Here is an 18351-nt window from a genome sequence, read left to right on the forward strand (position 1 = left end):
TTTGTTCAACGATGATATGGCAAGGCAACTCAGCCGTGTCGGTGTGGTTGATGTGGGTTCAAACTCTGTACGGTTGGTGGTGTTTGACGGTGCTGCGCGGTCGCCTGCGTATTTCTACAATGAAAAGATCATGTGCGCTCTTGGCGCGGGCCTGTCCGAAACCGGCAAGCTGAACCCCGAAGGCCGGGTCCGTGCCTTGTCTGCCATCAGACGTTTCGCAGCGCTTGCCGAGGGCATGGATATTCTGCCGCTCACTGCCGTTGCGACCGCCGCCGTGCGCGAAGCCGAGGACGGACGCGAATTCTGTGACGAGGTTGAACGCGAAACCGGCGTAAAAATCTGGATCATCGACGGCAAGGAAGAGGCACGGCTGTCCGCGCAGGGTGTTTTGCTTGGCTGGCCTGGCTCTTATGGGCTGGTCTGCGATATTGGCGGATCGTCGATGGAACTGGCCGACCTCAAGGACGGCAACGTCGGGCGGCGCGTCACATCAGCACTGGGGCCACTGAAACTGCGCGAAATTCCCGGAGGGCGCAAAGCGCGCAAGGCCTACATCCGCGAGGTCGTCGCCGGTCTGCACGAAGAAATGGATTTCGTGACAGGACAGCGCCTGTTTCTCGTCGGCGGATCGTGGCGGGCAATTGCACGGGTGGATATGGAGCGGCGAAGCTATCCGCTGACCGTACTGCACGAATACCGCATGACTGCGCGTCGCATCAGCCGCACCGGCGAATACATCCGCCAATCCGATTTGCAGGAATTGCGTGGTCGCTGCGGCATATCCGATAGCCGGATGTCACTTGTGCCCTACGCCGTCGATGTCCTGAAAGAGGTCGTGCGGGTCTTCAAACCCAAGGACGTTGCAGTTTCATCCTACGGTATCCGCGAGGGGATGCTGTATGAACAGATGCCCGACGAATTGCGCGAGCGTGACCCGCTGATCGAAGCCGCCCGCTATGCCGAGGCCAAAGACGCCCGCCTGCCCGGCTTTGGTCGCCTGCTGTATGATTTCGTGCTTCCGCTGTTTCCACGCGCCGGTTGGCAGCGTATCCGGATCGTCCGCGCGGCCTGCCTGCTTCACGATGTCAGTTGGCGCGCGCACCCCGATTATCGCGCCGAAGTCACGTTTGATAACGCAACCCGTGCGAATCTTGGTGGGCTGAAGCATTCCGAGCGTATCTTTCTGGGGCTGGCCCTGCTGACGCGGTATTCCAACAAGGCGACGGCAAAATGGATGGAGCCGCTTTACGGAATGCTGTCGCTGGACCAGCGCCGCGAAGCGGAAATTCTGGGCAAGGCGATGCGGCTGGGCGCAATGCTGTGGCTGAATGCCGAAGAACCGCCCGGATCGCTAAAATGGTCAAAGAAAAAGGGCGAGCTGCGGCTGACCCTCAGCGCCCATGCGCGCCCGCTTTACGGCGAAGTTGCAGAGGCTCGTTTCGCCGCATTGGCCGCGGCGATCGGGGCGGAACCAATCGTGATCTTCAAGTCCTAAAGCTCGATCTCTTCATTCTCGTCCGGCGTCATGTCGGGTGCTTCCCAAGGCGGAGCGTCAGGGCTACGACGAATGATAATGTCGCCGTTGGGCAGAAATTCCGGCTGCTCGTAGTGCTTGATGTCATCGATCTTTGACAGCATCTCGGCCAGAACCGGACCCATTTCATCAGCAAAAAGACGCACTGCGGGACCGAATTCTTCCATCAGGCCTTTCAGGTCATCAATCGCCGGTTCCATTTCATTCATGAGACCGCGCAAAAGAAGCTCGGCCCCTTCCTGCATCAGGTCGACACCCTCTTCAGCTTCCTGCGCCGTTGCAGGCGCAGTAACGAGCGATAGGGCCAGGGCAAAAGCGGCAATCTGTTTCATGTCCCCAATATAGGAGATGTCACGGCGAAACCCAAATCAATCCGGCAGGGTCAGCATAACCGGAAAATGATCGGACGCGTCCAGAAGCGCTTCGCGCAGGGCGATATCCTCATAGCACGCCGGATGGTCGAAAGGATGCCAGATCTGCCAGTCGGGTTTCAGTGCCGCGATATCGGGCGACACCATGATGTAGTCGAGCAGCGCCTGCAGATAGGGCTGACCTTCGCGCCGAAAGCGCGAGGTCGTTGGGATCGCTCCCAGCCGCCGTGACAGCGCGATGCGTGCATGCGGATCAAACAATTGCGTGCCGTTGCCTTCGCCCAGCACGATTTCAATGCTGGAGCGGCCAAAAAGCTTTTCATACTCATCAAGGCCCGGACCGTCATTGAAATCGCCCATCACGATCAGCGGTCTTTCCGCAGCCAGATGCTGTTCGACCCGTTGGCGTAGCCAAATGCATTGCGCCAGTTGCTTGCGCCGGTTCGAAATCGAAATGCGTGTGGCTTCGGCGTGGTTCGTCGCACCGTGCGGTGCCTTTGATTTTGCATGCACCCCGATCAACTGAATCGTTTGCGTGCCGGTGGATAGCGCGACCTCCAGCGGCGGTTTGGACCAGCGGATCGGGTCAGGATGGGCGTCGATATCAACGTCCATACGGAATTCTTCATCAAAGCGGGGCGATCCTAGCGGTGAATGGCGCGCGCTGAACTTGTCAGGATCATAAAGCAGCGCGATTTCCTGCTGGGTGTCGTTGGCAAATCCGATCAACGCCTCGCGGGCACGCAGCCCGAAGGTTTCCGCGAAAGTTTCAAGCGCGACCATGCCGTTGCGCGCGCGCGACGTATCCGGCGCCTCGATGATCATGACTGCATCCGCATCCAACGCCCGAAACACATGGGCCAGCGCGTCGATCTGCTGCGCCCGTGTCACATCCCAGCGCCCAGACCACGTGCCGTCGTAGATCAGGTTGCCCTTGTCGTTGAACAGGCGGTCGAACCATTCCACGTTGTAGGTGACCAGCTTCACGCGGCCCGCGCCTCTGATATCTGTTCCCACGCACGGTTGATTGCGACAAGCCGTTTCTCGGCGACCTTGACCGCCTCTTCGGGCACCCCGCGCGCGATCAGCCGATCGGGATGTGTATCACGCACCTGCGCGCGCCATGCCTCGCGGATCTGGGCCAGCGGCATATCCGGATCGACCCCCAGAACATCGTATGGGTCGCGATCCGCATCAGTGACAAACTGCGCACGGATGCGGCTGAACCGTCGTTCGTCAAAGCCAAAGATCGTGGCCACGTCCTGCAAGAACGCATCCTCGCCCGGATGATAGACGCCATCGGCCAAGGCAATGTGGAACAACCCTTCCATCAGGTCACACAGCGGGGCCGTGTCATCACCATACATTGCCTTGATACGCTGGGCGTATTGATCGTAACCGGCCACGTCCGTGCGGGCGAGGTTGAAGACCCGCGCCGCGTTCTGTTCTTCGGTCTTGGGAATGTGAAAAACTTCGCGGAAGGCGGCAACTTCGTCCCGTGTGACCTGCCCGTCTGCCTTGGCCATCTTGGCACCAAGGGCGATGACGGCAATAGTGAAACCCACGGTCCGATCGGGTGGCGTGCGCAATTTCTCAAACACGGATGACAGGCCTTCGCCTGCAGCAAGTGCAGAGATCGCGTCAGAAATGCGTGACCAAAGTGACATGCCCAATGTCTAGCGCAGGTCGGCGCGAATGTCAGAGCCGTTTTTGCATCAACACAAGGTCGATGTAGCGGCCGAACTTATAGCCCGCCTCTGGGATATAGCCGACCTGATTGAAGCCAAGGTGCGCATGAAACGCCTGCCCCGCTGTATTCTCACCGCTGACGCCAGCGATCAGACTGTTGATCCCCTGCGATTCCGCCTGCTCTGCGATAGCGTTCATCAGGCCGCGTCCCAAGCCCTTGCCCCGGGCATCATCCGTCAACACGATGGAATGCTCTGCAATCCGTTGATAGCCCACACCGGCCCGAAAAGGCCCGAAGCTGGCGTAACCGCACACGCCGCCGATATCGGCCACAAACACCGGCCCATTTTCCAGAAACGCGGCGACCTCTGCTTCGGTCTTTCCGATGCTGTTGAAAGTGACGGTCGTTTCCCGGATCAACGTGTTCCAGATCGTGCGGACGGCAGGTGCGTCATCGGCTGTCGCGGGACGGATCACGTCAACGTCACCTTTCCGGTCGGGGTCTGGATCACGGCGCGAAACGCGGGTGTTGGCCCTGTTTCAAATTGCACGCGATCATCCGAAAGCGGCACGGTCGGACCGATGGCCGCCGCATCAGGATGGACCACGGTCCATGACACAAGGCGACACCCCCGGTCCGGCAGCGATGCAGACGGCATGACGGTTCCGTCTGCCCACCGCAGCAGGCTTGGGTAGGCCCCTTGGAACGGCAGCGTGCCGTCGTCAGGCACGGTCAGTTCCCAATTCAGATTGTCACGCTGCAAGGCAACCGGCTTGCCCACCTCTGGCGGAATGCCAGTAAAGTCGGGTGTGCGGCAGATCCAGTTCGCGGGCCGTGGCGCGCCAGTGAAATCATCAAGTCCGAACCACGTCAGGCGTCCGGTGGCGGGCGCGTCCGGATCTTTGGCGATGACTTCGAGGTAGATATCACCAAGATTCAACAGCGTGTTGTGGGTGCCAAAATGCGCGTGCTTGCCGCCGGGTTGCAGCGCAACGCCAAGTTTTTCGGCAATCACGGCAGTGCCTTCGGCCAGATCGGTGGTTGCGACGGCGATATGATCGAATGTCAGCATAACGGTAAGTGGCTTTCGTTTCTTACTTAGGGAACAAACTGCCAGAGCACGTAAAGCGCCGTCAGGATGGTCGGATAGAATGTGGCTGCGAAACCGAGACTGCGCAACGGTGCAGACAGGTGATATCCGATCCAGAACAAGAGCCTGGCAAGCAAGAATGACAGGCCCAGAATTATAGGAAGCCCCACAGCCCCGGACAATAGCGTGGCACAAGGCCAGATGCAGATGGCAAGAACCGTCTGTTCGATGGTGTTTGACAGCACGCGCTGGTCGATCAATGCGCCGCCTTGCAATGTCTGGCCGTCGATCATCGCATCATCAAAGAAACGCCGCTGCGCCAGACGGGCAATAAGCGCCACAAGGACGAGGCCTGGAAACAGGAGCCCGGTTGCGCTTGCTGCAAGTGGCGATGTGTCGGTGCGCCCGATCTGGGTCCATTGCAGCCCGTAGTAGACCACTGCGCAGGCCCAGATCAGTCCCGCGGCCATACCAAGCAGGATGACCGCCCGTTTTGTCATCCTCGTGCTTGCCGGATCAATTTCAGGATATCCTCTGCTGCGTGCGGGATGTTCGTCCCGGGGCCAAAAATGGCCTTGACCCCCGCGTCATAGAGGAATTGGTAATCCTGCTGCGGGATAACGCCGCCGCAGATGACAAGGATGTCACCCGCGCCCGCATCTTCGAGCGCCTTGACCAGCTTGGGGGCCAGTGTCTTGTGGCCCGCCGCCTGAGAGCTGATGCCGATGACATGGACGTCATTGTCGATGGCGTCTTGTGCGGCTTCTTCTGGGGTTTGAAACAGCGGGCCGACGTCGACATCAAAACCGATGTCGGCAAAGGCGGTCGCGATCACCTTGGCCCCGCGGTCATGTCCGTCCTGTCCCATCTTGACGACCAACATGCGCGGGCGACGGCCTTCGTCTTCGGCAAATTGTTCGACAGAGGCCTGTATCGCAGCGAAACCTTCGTCCCCTTCGTATGCGGCCCCGTAGACACCGGCGAGCGTTTTGACTTCGGCGCGATGGCGTCCGAACACCTTTTCCATGGCCATGCTGATTTCTCCGACTGTGGCACGGGCGCGGGCGGCAGTGACGGCGGCATCCAGCAGGTTGCCCCCTTCAGCGGCCCGGCGGCTAATTTCTGTCAGTGCGGCGTCGCAGGCTTCTTCGTCCCGTCCGGCCTTGGTTTTCTCGATCCGCGCGATTTGGCTGTCGCGCACCTTGGCATTGTCAATATCAAGGATGTCGATGGGGTCTTCCTTGTCGAGCCGATATTTATTCACACCCACGATCACTTCGGTACCACGGTCAATCATCGCCTGCCGCATCGCAGCAGATTCCTCGATCCGCAGTTTAGGCATTCCTGACGCGACGGCCTTGGTCATGCCGCCCATTTCCTCGACCTCTTCGATCAGCGCCCATGCTTTCTCGGCCAGTTCGTGGGTCAGGCTTTCGACGTAATAGCTGCCGGCGAGCGGATCGACGACATTGGTAATGCCGGTTTCTTCCTGCAGGATAAGTTGTGTGTTGCGCGCGATGCGGGCGGCGAAATCTGTTGGCAAAGCAATGGCTTCGTCGAGGGCGTTCGTGTGAAGGGACTGCGTGCCGCCAAGGGCTGCGGCCATCGCCTCGTAAGCGGTACGCACCACGTTGTTGTAAGGGTCCTGTTCCTGCAAGGACACGCCGCTGGTCTGGCAGTGCGTGCGCAGCATCGCGGATTTGGGGTTCTGCGGCTTGAATTCCTCCATCACCCGCGCCCAAAGCAGACGGGCGGCGCGCAGTTTTGCGGCCTCCATGAAGAAGTTCATACCGATGGCAAAAAAGAAAGACAGACGCGGCGCGAATTTGTCGACATCCATCCCTGCAGCGATAGCGGTGCGCACGTATTCGCGCCCGTCCGCGATCGTGAATGCCAGTTCCTGCACAAGGTTCGCACCCGCCTCTTGCATGTGGTAGCCAGAGATCGAAATCGAGTTGAACTTTGGCATGTAGTCCGCTGTATATCCAATGATATCCGCGATGATCCGCATCGAGGGTTCAGGCGGATACACATACGTATTGCGGACCATGAATTCCTTGAGGATGTCGTTCTGGATCGTCCCTGCCAGCACAGACCTGTCGTGTCCCTGCTCTTCACCGGTGACGATGAAATTCGCGAGGATCGGGATCACCGCCCCGTTCATCGTCATCGAGACCGATACTTTGTCCAATGGGATGCCATCGAACAGAATTTTCATGTCCTCGACTGAATCAATGGCGACGCCTGCCTTGCCCACATCCCCTTCGACGCGGGGATGATCGCTGTCATAGCCGCGGTGGGTGGCCAGGTCGAAGGCAACCGATACGCCCTGCTGCCCGGCGGCGAGCGCCTTGCGATAGAAAGCGTTTGATTCCTCTGCCGTGGAGAATCCGGCATATTGCCGGATCGTCCATGGTCGCCCGGCATACATCGTTGCCTTGACCCCACGTGTATAAGGCGCATCGCCCGGAATTCCGTTCATATGCGGAAGCTCTGCGGTGTCGTCCGCTGTATAAAGCGGTTTGACCGCGATCCCTTCGAGCGTGTGCCATGTCAGGTCTTCGACCGTCTTGCCGCGCAGTTCCTTTGCGGCGAGGTCAGCCCATTTCTGCGTGTCCGTCATGGTATTCTCCGATGTCAAATGCGGGGGTGGCCCGCGTATTATTGCGTCGCAACACTTTGATGGCTGCGTTTTGCGTGAATTGAATCAGCGGGTCCGTCCCGCTGCGAAAATAGGCGATGTCATCCGCGTAGCGGCCCGCCATGTGGTGTTGTTCAAGGGACGTGAAAGGCTGCCATCGCTGATCGCCCAGCGGCAGCAATGCAAGTTCGCTCAAACGCCCTTGCGCCTTGAGCCGCTTGCGCAGCTGTCGTGCCGTACGGCTTGTGTTTTTCCATGCGGGCGTCTGGTCTAGCAAGTGGGTGATATCCTGTCGTCCAGATAGCATGTTGAATTGTCGCCGTGGGCGGTTTGCGAACACTTCAAACAACCAGATGTGTAGTGGTACGCTGGGGAACAACGCCCTGATTTCACTGGCAATATCTGTCCAGCTGCGCTGTTGCGTCGCCAGTGCCGCACAAGCTGCCCTGTCCGGCAGGGCGTGCCCGCGGATAGCAGCGTAGGACATCGTGGAAACCCAGTAGCTTTCGTAGGAACGGATCGCCAGCCCGATCCGGCGCACCTGCCCCTTGAACACCTGTTCGAACCGCTGGAGCCGGGGTGTAAGCCCCGGATAAAGCGCGCCCACTGCGAGATTGTTGCGTGGCGTCCCGATCATGTTTTCTTCGGACACGACAAGTTGGCTGGCCTGCAACCCCGCCGCCATGGTCCGCGCCCGCGCGATTTCACGCGTTGCATCCTGATCCGGTGGACAGATCAGCCCGTCGAATAATCCCGCCCGCGTATTCGCAGGTGTCCAGACCTGCACACCATGCCCTGCAAGCTGCTGGCGGTTCTGGTCTAGAAATGTCTGAAACGTCGTGGTGGCGCAGCGATGCGCACCAAGGTGCAATGCAATATCCACGGCCTGAAGCCCCCTGTTCACAATCGACTTGATCAGGCAGAACATATCGGCACCATGGTCACTATACCGTTAACCTTGAAATCGCGCTGGCAATTCGTGCGCGTCGGCTTAGGTTTCGGGGGGAACACTCCTATATGGTAGAGTATGAAAACATTTCTTTTGTCTTTGGCGCTGACTGCGCTGCCCGCCATGTCGATGGCTGACGATATCATGCTGCGTTGGAGCGAGGATCCGACGCATGTCTTTGCTGGCGATGAGGTCGATCTGGATGCGCTGCGCTGGCAGTTGCGCGCAATTCTTGTCTTCGCCGATTCCCCGAACGATCCGCTATTTGGCCAACAGATGGAGCTTTTGCTGGCAGCGGCAGAGGATCTGGCTGAACGCGATGTCATCATGATCGCCGATACCGCCCCTGATGCCCGTACCGACGTGCGGCTGCGCCTGCGTCCGCGTGGCTTCATGCTTGCTTTGCTGGGCAAGGACGGACAGGTCAAATTCCGCAAGCCGATCCCGTGGGACGTGCGCGAAATTTCCCGCACCATCGACAAGATGCCCTTGCGCCAGCAGGAAATCCGTGACCGCCGGTTGCAGAACCAGGCCGGATAACCCTTGTAAATCAGACAATTCCTTCCCATATTCGATACAGGAGGATTGTTCATGACATTGAAGCCATCCACATATCTGCCCATTCCCGTCACTGGCCGGACCGGTCCGCGGCCGGGTTACTAGGGCTTTTCAGATGTTCTGAGAGGGCTTTCGCCACGCGCGGCCCCTCTTTGTCGTATGCTGCCACGACTTGTTGCGTCGACACGCCAAGAAAGCGCGCGAAATCCAACATTGCGACATAGTCGGCATAAGCCAGTGCGCGGCGCGCGGCCGGTACGCGGCGAAACGCGTCAGAATTCATGTTTTCGACGAAATCGGCAACGTTATCGACCTGCGCGTAGAACAAGACGATCAGGTCAATCGTCACACGCGGTAGGATGTGGACCTGCCCGGTCAATGACTGATACATCAAGCTGCGCCGCGGCACCGGAATAAAGGGAATATAGTTCCCATCCTTTTCCAGTTCGGATTTGATCGTGTCCAGATACCGCTCAAGATCGTCGCTGCTGTAAAAATTCTCAAGAAAGCTTCCTACATCTGCATAGATCGCACGGTGCATGTCCCGGATGCGTTCATCGCGTTCGTCAGCCCGCCGGTATTCCTGCAACAGAAATGGCGCAAGCCAGCCTGCGGCAATGGCGATCGCCGCGATCAGCGCCTGCTTGATCCGGATGTCGAGCACATCTGCACCCAGAACTGCCAGAATGCCGCTGGAGGCCAGCAAGATCACAGGCCCCAGCACGAGGATGACGCCAGGAAGCACCCGCAGGATACTGCGCCGGTTGAACTTGATGGTCAGCAGATAACCAAGCCCGAGCAGGCCAAGTGCGAAAAGCACCTGCCATGTCCCTAGGCTCAGGCCCCATATGCCGCTGTCGCCGTTCACTCGAATTCCATGATGACATCATCTACCGCAAGGCTATCCCCTGCTCCGGCGTTGATCTTGCTGACGCGACCCTTGCGTTCAGCACGCAGGATGTTCTCCATCTTCATCGCCTCGACCGTGCAAAGCGCCTGACCTTCCTGAACCTCGTCGCCTTCGGCCACGTCGACCTTCACGATCAAGCCGGGCATCGGGCAAAGCAGCATCTTAGAGGTATCCGGTGGCTGCTTTTCAGGCATAAGCGCTGCAAGTTCGGCCTGACGCGGCGTGCGTACCTGCACCTTCAAATCCGCGCCGCGATAACGCACGCGGAACCCACTGGGCACCTTGCCGATCTTCAGCACAAGCGGGCTGCCATCGACCATCAGCCGTGCCAACGGATCGCCCGGTGTCCAATCGCTTTCAACCCGAAAGGTATCGTCATCACCCAAGGCGACGGTCGCGCCTTCCTTGTCTGCCGCAATAGTAAGCGGATAAGACTGTCCCTGCAGGGTCACGACCCAGTCGCTGCCGACATGGCGTTCGTGGTTGTCCATCCGCCCACTGATGCGGCTGCGTCGGATTTCGGCAAGCCGATGCATGGCTGCCGTTGCCGCAGCGATGCGGTGTAGCGTCGCTTCGGGCAAGGTCACCCCGTCGAATCCGTCGGGGTACTCCTCCTCGATAAAGGCCGTAGTCATGTTACCAGAGGTGAATTTCTCGTGCTCATAGACCGCTGCGAGGAAAGGGATATTGTGCCCGATCCCTTCAACCTCGAACGTATCGAGCGCGAGCCTCATTTCTTCAATGGCCGTTGCACGATCCGGTGCCCATGTGCAGAGCTTTGCGATCATCGGGTCGTAATACATGCTGATTTCGCCGCCTTCATAGACGCCGGTATCGTTGCGCACGGCCTTTTTCTTGTTCGCCATTTCCACAGGCGGGCGATAGCGGGTCAGCCGCCCGATAGAAGGCAGAAATCCGCGATAGGGATCTTCGGCATAAAGGCGGCTTTCCATCGCCCAGCCGTTGATTTTCAGATCGTCCTGCTTGAAGGGCAGTGTTTCGCCATAAGCGACGCGGATCATCTGTTCGACAAGGTCGATGCCTGTGATGAGTTCGGTGACAGGGTGTTCAACCTGCAGGCGCGTATTCATTTCAAGGAAATAAAAGTTGCGGTCCCCATCGACGATGAATTCCACGGTGCCCGCACTGGTGTAGCCAACCGCCTGCGCCAGCGCCACGGATTGTTCACCCATTGCCTTGCGGGTGGCTTCGTCAAGGAAGGGTGATGGCGCTTCTTCAATGACTTTCTGGTTGCGCCGCTGGATGCTGCATTCGCGTTCGTGCAGGTAGACCGCATTGCCGTGGCTGTCGGCAAGCACCTGAATTTCGATGTGGCGCGGCTGGGTGACGAATTTTTCGATAAAGATCCGGTCATCGCCGAACGAACTGGCGGCCTCGTTCTTGGAAGACTGGAACCCTTCGCGGGCTTCCTGATCGTTCCAGGCGATGCGCATGCCCTTGCCTCCACCACCGGCCGAAGCCTTGATCATGACCGGATAGCCGACATCGTTGGAAATCTTCACTGCCTCTTCCGCGTCGGCAATCAGCCCCATGTAACCTGGAACGGTCGAGACGTTGGCCTCTTGAGCTATTTTCTTGGACGTGATCTTGTCACCCATGGCTTCGATCGCGCCTTTTGGCGGGCCGATGAAAGCCACGCCAGCGGCCTCGAGTGCTTCGGCGAATTTGCTGTTTTCGGACAGGAAACCATACCCGGGGTGGACAGCTTCGGCGCCCGTTTTCTTGATGGCGTCCATGACCTTGTCGATCACGATGTAGGATTGGTTGGCCGGGGACGGACCAATATGTACCGCCTCGTCCGCCATTTGCACATGCAATGCGTTGCGATCCGCATCGGAATAGATAGCAACCGTCTTGATGCCCATCTTCTTGGCGGTCTTGATAACCCGGCAGGCGATCTCTCCGCGATTGGCGATCAGAATTTTCTTGAACATGATGTGCAGTCCTTCAAATAGAAAACGCCGCCGGGGACGGACCCCGACGGCGTTCAAATTGTGCCAGCAATTGCTGGAGTGTCTTAGCGGCCTGTGACGTCGTCAGCCAATGCGCCGATGACTGCGCCACCAAGCGCGCCTTGGACACAGTTGTTGTTGCCGATTGTTTCGCCAGCAACGCAGCCAACGCCAGCGCCGACAAGTGCGCGTTCTGCGTCATTCTCGAGGCAGCCAGCGAGGCCGGTCGTTGCGAGAAGCGCGATGATCCAGGATTTCTTGAGCATTTTATATTGCCTTTGTGTTTTGTGTTACCGTTCGACAGGTTGACGAAATACCCCGCCAACTCAAGCCACATAAACCACATATAGCGGTTTGTCGCCAAGTCAGGAAATACCCACCCAAGATGGGATGTCGGTCTGCTTTGGGTAAAAGCAGACCGACAAGGGGAAGGGTAACGGTGTTGACAAAACGTAGACAGAAGCTTGCTGGAACCGCTGCCTACCAATTCACTCTCACATGAGTTTTCCGAGTCGGAACACACAAAGGTTGACCCAGCGGCAATTTGAGCGAATTCCCGCTTAGATTGCGCGCGCATCGGCGCGATCCGGCTGATAAACGCCTGAATCATTTGCCGAATACCTCTGGAAAGCTGATCCGCGCACGCGCCACGTCGATCTGTAGCAGGGCGCCATAATCGGCAGGGTCAAAAGGATCCTCTGCCGGAATCACCTCTTCCCCGAAAAGCCATGACAGCCGGCCCGCATCCAGATTCCCCCGCTCGAAGGGTGCATCGCCGAAATGCTCCCACAGGGCCTGCATAAAGCCGGCGTCGGCGCGCTTGTCGGCCGGTTTACGGTCTGGATAACGTGTGCGGGCAACAAGTTTCGTCGCGCCGTCTTTGTGCGCCCGGCGGATGATGAACTGAAAATCCGTGCCGGGAAGCCGCCCCGGAAAGCCGCGATGTTTCATCATCGCGGCACCCGGTCTGTTTTAGCGGACGATTCCGTGCTTGGGCGCGTCGTCGAATTGGATATTTGCTGCTTTACCCTGGCTGCCGCTGATTGCGACCAATGCCATGAATCCTGCGACCACAAAGGCCTTTGTGCCGTTTGACATAATCTGTTGCTCTTTACTGCCGTGGACGCGCGGCGTTTTTGCCGTCTTTGTCCGTGTTTGCCTCTCGCGCTTATTGATGCGCTTGAGGAAACAATAAAGAGCGTGTCAGATTCGCGATATTCCTGGCAAGCGATTTCGCAAGGCTGTGCTGCGTTTGCATCATCGCGGTGGGTTGTGGCTAGATGTAGCGGCCGCATCAAAAATCCTCCCAGATGCAGGCGTCACCGTCGATGGAGAACGGCTGAAAATATTGGGTGATGTCCGGAACCGTTGCACCGAAATCCACCTTTTCGGCGGAAAGCTGCACAACGATCTGCCCTTCGTCCCAGCCCGATTGTTGCAAACCGGGCAACAACGTCTGGTTACACAGCGCCTGAAGATCATCCGCGACATCCGCAAATGGCAGGCCATTGTCCGCGATCTCAGGCACCTCGAAGCGGAACCGCGCGAGTGCTGCATCATCTTCGATAATCACATCATACAGGTTCAGTTTCAGCCCCGAAGGTGCAGTCAACTCCTGCGCCACTGCGGGTGCTGCGATCAGGGCGATGCCAGCGGCAAGGCGCATCATGTCCCCCGCTCCGTACATGTGCCGTTTGTCACGTCGTATGTTTTCGCCACCGAACCATCGTCTCCAGAGGCAACAACAGTGATGATATCGGCGCTGATGATCCCGATGACCGGCAGGCTTGGCGGATCTTGGGCCAGTACGCTGCAGGCGTCTTCGAATGGGAACGTGTCGCGCGTGAAAGGCATCAGGCGTTCGGTAAACGTAGCCACGGCCGTATTTGGTGCACCCGTGCTTGCCTTGGCTTCGTAACCGGCCAAACCGACCGTTTCGCCAGCAATCGTGTATTGGCGCACGCCGTTCTGGACGATGTCATAGATCCAGTACCCGAACCAGCCAAGCCCGATCACAACAAGCGTTCCGATGAGCAGGAGTATTTTCTTCATTGGCTGCGATCCATTTCGGCGATCTCGTATGCGTCACCCGAAGAAATGACTTGGAAACCAGCAAGCTGCACTTCGTCGCTTTGCAGGGTGTGGGCACCAAGCCGCGAATCCACTGACGTGTCGACCCATTGCGTGTCAGCGTACGACGCGGCAGGCAGAAACGGCGTGAAAACAACCGCCGAACTAATGATGGCCCGGTTCGTCATAGCGGGATATTGTCGTGCTTTTTCCACGGGTTCTGAAGTTTCTTGTTCCGCAATGATGCGAAGGCCCGGCAGATACGCTTTCGGGTTGAATGAGGCATGATGACCTCGTCGATGAAGCCTTTTTCAGCCGCGACAAATGGGTTGGCAAAGCGCGTTTCGTATTCGGCGGTGTGGGCCGCAATCTTGTCCGCGTTACCTAAATCGGCGCGGTGGATGATTTCGGTGGCACCCTTTGCCCCCATCACTGCGATTTCCGCGGTCGGCCATGCATAGTTGAAATCACCACGCAGATGCTTTGACGCCATCACGTCATATGCGCCGCCATAGGCTTTGCGGGTGATGACTGTCACCTTGGGCACTGTCGCTTCGCCATAGGCGAACAACAGTTTCGCGCCGTGCTTGATCACGCCACCAAATTCCTGACCGGTGCCCGGCAGGAAACCCGGCACGTCCACAAGCGTCAGGATCGGGATTTCGAAGGCATCGCAAAAGCGTACGAACCGCGCAGCTTTGCGCGAGCTGTCGATATCAAGGCACCCGGCCAGCACCATCGGCTGGTTTGCAACGACACCGACAGTCGATCCTTCAAGCCGAATGAAACCGGTGATGATGTTTTTGGCGAAGTCTTCCTGAATTTCGTAAAAATCGCCTTCATCCCCGAGTTTCGTAATCAGCTCTTTCATATCGTAGGGCGTATTTGCGTTGTCGGGGATCAGCGTATCAAGGCTGTCCTCGATCCGGTTCACGTCGTCGAAAAAGGGACGCGTCGGGGGCTTTTCACGATTGTTAAGCGGCAGGAAATCGACAAGCCGGCGGATTTCCGACAAGGCTTCGACATCGTTTTCAAACGCGCCATCCGCGACAGAGGACTTTTTGGTATGCGTCGACGCGCCGCCCAGTTCTTCGGCGGTAACGACTTCGTTCGTGACGGTTTTCACCACGTCAGGACCGGTGACAAACATGTAGGAACTGTCTTTGACCATGAAGATGAAGTCGGTCATCGCGGGGCTGTAGACCGCACCACCTGCACACGGCCCCATGATCACACTAATCTGCGGCACCACACCGGATGCCATGATGTTGCGCTGGAACACTTCGGCGTAGCCTGCAAGCGACGCGACACCTTCCTGAATGCGTGCACCGCCGGAATCGTTAATGCCGATGACAGGCGCACCGTTCTGGACGGCCATGTCCATGATCTTGCAGATTTTCTGCGCGTGCGTTTCCGAGAGCGACCCCCCGAACACCGTGAAATCCTGCGAAAACACATAGACCATGCGCCCGTTGATCGTGCCCCAACCAGTGACGACCCCGTCACCCGGCGGGCGGTCCTGTTCCATGCCGAAGTCAGTGCAGCGATGGGCGACAAACATATCGAATTCTTCGAAGCTGTCGGTATCCAGCAGCAGCTCGATCCGCTCGCGCGCGGTCAGTTTGCCTTTGCTGTGCTGGGATGCAATCCGGCGTTCGCCTCCGCCCATCTGCGCAACAGCGCGCCGATCGGCGAGTTCTTCGAGAATATCTTTCATGATGTGCCCCCATTACATGTTGCATCCGTTTACCAGACAGGCGGGGGGCCGGAAAAGCGTTGTTTTGCAAAGTTTTTCGCCCAAGCGATGCTCGGTTTGCAAATCTGCAAAGGTTACTGCGTCACAACCCTGCGCTGATGCACATGGACTTGGACCCGTCGCTGCACTAATTCCGTCAGATGACCACAGCCCCGACCGTCCGTTTTCTGGATCGCACGACACCTCCGCATATTGTGACGCTGATCCTGATGGCGGGGATTTCGGCGCTGAACATGTCTATTTTCCTGCCCTCGCTCAACCAGATGACGGCGGATTTCGATACCACCTATGCCACGATGCAGTTGTCCGTATCCGCATATCTGGCGGCGACAGCTGTCATGCAGGTCTTCATTGGGCCGCTGTCAGATAAGATCGGGCGGCGCAAGGTGATGATTGGCGGTCTTGCGATATTTGTTCTGGCCACAATGGGTGCCTATTTCGCCACGACCGTGGAAACCTTCCTAATCTTTCGGATTTTGCAGGCCGCTGTTGCATCAGGTATGGCGCTAAGCCGCGCAATCGTGCGGGATATGGTTCCGCAGGATCAGGCCGCGTCGATGATTGGCTATGTCACGATGGGCATGGCGTTAGTGCCGATGATCGGTCCGACCATTGGCGGTGTGCTCGACCAATTCTTTGGCTGGCACGCGACATTTCTGTTTCTGGCGGCTGTCGGCGTTGCAGTCATGCTTTTGTGCATTCTGGATCAGGGCGAAACTGTGCGCGACGGCGGGATGTCCTTCGGCGACCAGATCGCGGGCTATCCCGCACTATTCGCCTCGCCCCGCTTCTGGGGGTACGCGCTTTGCATGGCGTTCGGGTCGGGTGCGTTCTTTGCCTTATTGGGCGGTGCGTCATTCATTGCCGAAGGCGTCTTTGGCATGTCACCGATCATGAGCGGCTTTGCGATCGGGGCCCCTGCCGTGGGCTACGCTGCCGGTAATTTCATCTCCGGGCGCTATGCCGTGCGGTTTGGTGTGAATGCCATGGCACTGACGGGGATGTTGCTGACAAGCGGCGGTTTGGGCGTGTCACTTGTCATTGCGTTATTGGGGTATCAATCGCCCCTTCTATTTTTCGGCTTTTGCCTGTTTCTGGGTTTCGGCAACGGATTGATGTTGCCTAACGCCACGGCAGGTCTGTTGTCGGTACGTCCGCATCTGGCCGGCACGGCCAGCGGTTTGGGCGGCGCGTTGATGATTGGCGGAGGTGCGGCACTGTCGCAGTTCGCCGGGGGATTGCTGACTTTAGAAACAGGTACCTTACCGTTGCAATGGATCATGTTCGTGACCTCGCTTATGGCGGTCTTGTGCATTCTGTTCGTGATCTGGCGTGGCCGGGTGATCGAGACTTGATTTGCAGGCTTTGCAAGGGCAGTTTGCAAAGATGGCAACACAGAAACTCTATGCCGGTGCGAAACTGCGCGAATTGCGCGGCCGTCTTGGGCTGACGCAAAAGGATATGGCGGCGGCGTTGCATGTGTCCCTGCCCTATCTCAACCAGATGGAAAACAATAACCGGCCGATTTCGACCGGTGTCTTGCTGGGGCTGACACAGGATTTCGGGTTCGATCTGACAGAACTGCAATCGGGCGATGAAGCCCGATTGCTCAGCGACATGCGCGAGGCTTTGGCCGATCCCGTCTTTAGCGCGACACCGCCGTCGCTTGCAGATTTACGACTTGCCGCGTCCAATGCGCCTGCCCTCGCTCGCGCCTTTCTGGATCTGCACGCCGCCTATCGCCAATCACATGAACGCCTTGCCTCATTGGATGAGGCGCTGGGGCGCGAGGATGCACGCCTGCAGCCAAGCCCTTGGGAAGAGGTGCGCGATTTCTTTCACTATTGCGATAACTACATTGATGCCGTGGATCGTGCGGCAGAGCGGTTCGCATCTGGCGGCGATGCCGCCCGGCAGGCCGAAGCGGCGCTGCTAAAACACAAGATCACTCTGCAAGACACCGATCAAGGCGATGTCCGCCGCTTTGATCCGCACAGCCGCACGCTTTATCTGTCCAAACACGCAAGCCCTGCAACGCGCACATTTCAACTGCTTTTACAGGTCGCACTGCTGACGCAGGACCAGTTGATCGAGGCGACGCTGGACCTCGCGCGGTTCCATTCGCCGCAGTCGCGCGCGATTGCGAAAGTCGGGCTTGCAAATTACTTCGCCGGGGCCGCGCTCATGCCATATGGCCCGTTTCTGGAGGCGGCGCAGTCAACCCGTCACGATCTGGAAGTATTGGCGGCCCGGTTCGGGGCATCGCTCGAGCAGGTCGCGCACCGCCTGTCGACCTTGCAAAGGCCGGGTGCCAAAGGCGTGCCTTTTTTCTTTGTGCGCGTGGATCAGGCGGGCACGATCACCAAGCGACACTCTGCGACGACGCTGCAATTCGCCCGCTATGGCGGGGCCTGCCCGCTTTGGAATGTGCACAAGGCGTTTGAAACGCCGGGACAGTTCCTGCGCCAGTTGGCCGAAACCCCGGATGGTGTGCGCTATTTCTGTCTGGCGCGCGATGTCAGCAAATCCGGCGGGGCGTTTGATACGCCGACGCGCCGCTATGCCATCGGGCTGGGGTGTGAGGTCAAACATGCCAGCGCGTTGGTCTACGCCGATCATTTGCAGATCAGCACCGCACAAGCCTATGAACCGATTGGCATTTCCTGCCGTATTTGCGAACGACAGACCTGCCATCAACGTTCCGTGCCACCGCTGGAACGCCAGTTGCAAGTCGACCCGAATATCCGCGGTGTACTGCCCTATCAGGTGGCCTGATTTCGCTTGTCATTCCTGCCCTGTCACGGGCAAG

The 18351-nt window shown here is 58.3% G+C and carries 21 protein-coding genes; 4 read left to right on the forward strand and 17 right to left on the reverse strand.

Annotated features, from left to right (window positions below; genetic code table 11):
* The first annotated feature begins 16 nt into the window (after positions 1–16).
* Entirely contained in the window at positions 17–1495 is a 1479-nt protein-coding gene (locus BMY44_RS08800) for a Ppx/GppA family phosphatase (RefSeq protein ID WP_089994718.1), read from the forward strand.
* On the opposite strand, the gene BMY44_RS08805 is transcribed toward BMY44_RS08800, so the two are convergent.
* Genes BMY44_RS08805 through BMY44_RS08840 form a run of 8 tightly spaced genes read right to left on the reverse strand, consistent with a single transcriptional unit; the run spans position 1492 to position 8254 of the window.
* Positions 1492–1866 (reverse strand): hypothetical protein, encoded by a 375-nt coding sequence (locus BMY44_RS08805; RefSeq protein WP_089992904.1) that lies wholly within the window; start codon positions 1864–1866, stop codon positions 1492–1494. The genes BMY44_RS08800 and BMY44_RS08805 overlap by 4 nt on opposite strands.
* Before the next feature lie 36 nt (positions 1867–1902).
* Positions 1903–2892 carry an endonuclease/exonuclease/phosphatase family protein gene (locus BMY44_RS08810; RefSeq protein WP_089992906.1) on the reverse strand — a complete coding sequence of 330 codons (990 nt, stop codon included), beginning with the start codon at positions 2890–2892 and terminating at the stop codon, positions 1903–1905.
* On the reverse strand, positions 2889–3572 hold the full coding sequence (locus BMY44_RS08815; RefSeq protein ID WP_089992908.1) for a TerB family tellurite resistance protein: 684 nt from the start codon (positions 3570–3572) through the stop codon (positions 2889–2891). Before BMY44_RS08815 ends, BMY44_RS08810 begins: the two co-directional genes overlap by 4 nt.
* Positions 3573–3603: 31 nt before the next feature.
* Positions 3604–4071, reverse strand: coding sequence for a GNAT family N-acetyltransferase (locus BMY44_RS08820; RefSeq protein WP_089992910.1), 468 nt, complete (start codon positions 4069–4071; stop codon positions 3604–3606).
* Positions 4068–4667, reverse strand: coding sequence for a VOC family protein (locus BMY44_RS08825; RefSeq protein ID WP_089992913.1), 600 nt, complete (start codon positions 4665–4667; stop codon positions 4068–4070). Before BMY44_RS08825 ends, BMY44_RS08820 begins: the two co-directional genes overlap by 4 nt.
* A gap of 26 nt (positions 4668–4693) precedes the next feature.
* Positions 4694–5185 (reverse strand): MAPEG family protein, encoded by a 492-nt coding sequence (locus BMY44_RS08830; protein WP_089992915.1) that lies wholly within the window; start codon positions 5183–5185, stop codon positions 4694–4696.
* Complete coding sequence (gene scpA, locus BMY44_RS08835; protein WP_089992918.1) at positions 5182–7308, reverse strand: methylmalonyl-CoA mutase; 2127 nt, start codon at positions 7306–7308, stop codon at positions 5182–5184. The genes BMY44_RS08830 and scpA overlap by 4 nt, the downstream gene beginning before the upstream one ends.
* On the reverse strand, positions 7283–8254 hold the full coding sequence (locus BMY44_RS08840; protein WP_089992921.1) for a hypothetical protein: 972 nt from the start codon (positions 8252–8254) through the stop codon (positions 7283–7285). Before BMY44_RS08840 ends, scpA begins: the two co-directional genes overlap by 26 nt.
* A 99-nt stretch (positions 8255–8353) precedes the next feature.
* Here BMY44_RS08840 and BMY44_RS08845 point away from each other — a divergent pair, with 99 nt between their 5' ends.
* A complete protein-coding gene (locus BMY44_RS08845; protein ID WP_089992925.1) occupies positions 8354–8815 on the forward strand; it encodes a DUF4174 domain-containing protein in 462 nt (153 codons plus the stop codon).
* 88 nt (positions 8816–8903) lie between these two features.
* On the opposite strand, the gene BMY44_RS08850 is transcribed toward BMY44_RS08845, so the two are convergent.
* The 9 genes from BMY44_RS08850 to BMY44_RS08885 all read right to left on the reverse strand — a co-directional run bounded on the left by BMY44_RS08850 (position 8904) and on the right by BMY44_RS08885 (position 15503).
* Positions 8904–9701 carry a hypothetical protein gene (locus BMY44_RS08850; RefSeq protein WP_165611808.1) on the reverse strand — a complete coding sequence of 266 codons (798 nt, stop codon included), beginning with the start codon at positions 9699–9701 and terminating at the stop codon, positions 8904–8906.
* On the reverse strand, positions 9698–11698 hold the full coding sequence (locus BMY44_RS08855; RefSeq protein WP_089992930.1) for an acetyl-CoA carboxylase biotin carboxylase subunit: 2001 nt from the start codon (positions 11696–11698) through the stop codon (positions 9698–9700). Before BMY44_RS08855 ends, BMY44_RS08850 begins: the two co-directional genes overlap by 4 nt.
* Positions 11699–11781: 83 nt before the next feature.
* Positions 11782–11982, reverse strand: a complete 201-nt coding sequence (locus tag BMY44_RS08860) for a glycine zipper 2TM domain-containing protein (RefSeq protein ID WP_089992933.1) — start codon at positions 11980–11982, stop codon at positions 11782–11784.
* A 340-nt stretch (positions 11983–12322) separates the two neighbouring features.
* The gene (locus BMY44_RS08865) at positions 12323–12670 is read right to left on the reverse strand and encodes a hypothetical protein (protein WP_089992935.1); all 348 of its coding nucleotides are present in this window, start codon (positions 12668–12670) and stop codon (positions 12323–12325) included.
* An 18-nt stretch (positions 12671–12688) separates the two neighbouring features.
* A complete protein-coding gene (locus tag BMY44_RS18470) occupies positions 12689–12814 on the reverse strand; it encodes a hypothetical protein (RefSeq protein WP_278246568.1) in 126 nt (41 codons plus the stop codon).
* A gap of 196 nt (positions 12815–13010) precedes the next feature.
* The gene (locus BMY44_RS08870) at positions 13011–13385 is read right to left on the reverse strand and encodes a DUF6497 family protein (protein ID WP_089992937.1); all 375 of its coding nucleotides are present in this window, start codon (positions 13383–13385) and stop codon (positions 13011–13013) included.
* A complete protein-coding gene (locus tag BMY44_RS08875; protein WP_089992940.1) occupies positions 13382–13768 on the reverse strand; it encodes a hypothetical protein in 387 nt (128 codons plus the stop codon). The genes BMY44_RS08870 and BMY44_RS08875 overlap by 4 nt, the downstream gene beginning before the upstream one ends.
* Positions 13765–13974 carry a hypothetical protein gene (locus BMY44_RS08880; RefSeq protein ID WP_089992943.1) on the reverse strand — a complete coding sequence of 70 codons (210 nt, stop codon included), beginning with the start codon at positions 13972–13974 and terminating at the stop codon, positions 13765–13767. Before BMY44_RS08880 ends, BMY44_RS08875 begins: the two co-directional genes overlap by 4 nt.
* Complete coding sequence (locus BMY44_RS08885; RefSeq protein WP_089992945.1) at positions 13971–15503, reverse strand: acyl-CoA carboxylase subunit beta; 1533 nt, start codon at positions 15501–15503, stop codon at positions 13971–13973. The genes BMY44_RS08880 and BMY44_RS08885 overlap by 4 nt, the downstream gene beginning before the upstream one ends.
* A gap of 179 nt (positions 15504–15682) precedes the next feature.
* Between BMY44_RS08885 and BMY44_RS08890 the strand changes: the two genes are divergently transcribed.
* Positions 15683–16897, forward strand: a complete 1215-nt coding sequence (locus BMY44_RS08890; RefSeq protein WP_089992948.1) for a multidrug effflux MFS transporter — start codon at positions 15683–15685, stop codon at positions 16895–16897.
* A gap of 31 nt (positions 16898–16928) precedes the next feature.
* A complete protein-coding gene (locus BMY44_RS08895) occupies positions 16929–18317 on the forward strand; it encodes a helix-turn-helix domain-containing protein (RefSeq protein ID WP_089992952.1) in 1389 nt (462 codons plus the stop codon).
* Positions 18318–18351: the final 34 nt, after the last annotated feature.

The sequence above is a fragment of the Cognatiyoonia koreensis genome, assembly GCF_900109295.1.
Taxonomy (GTDB): domain Bacteria; phylum Pseudomonadota; class Alphaproteobacteria; order Rhodobacterales; family Rhodobacteraceae; genus Cognatiyoonia; species Cognatiyoonia koreensis.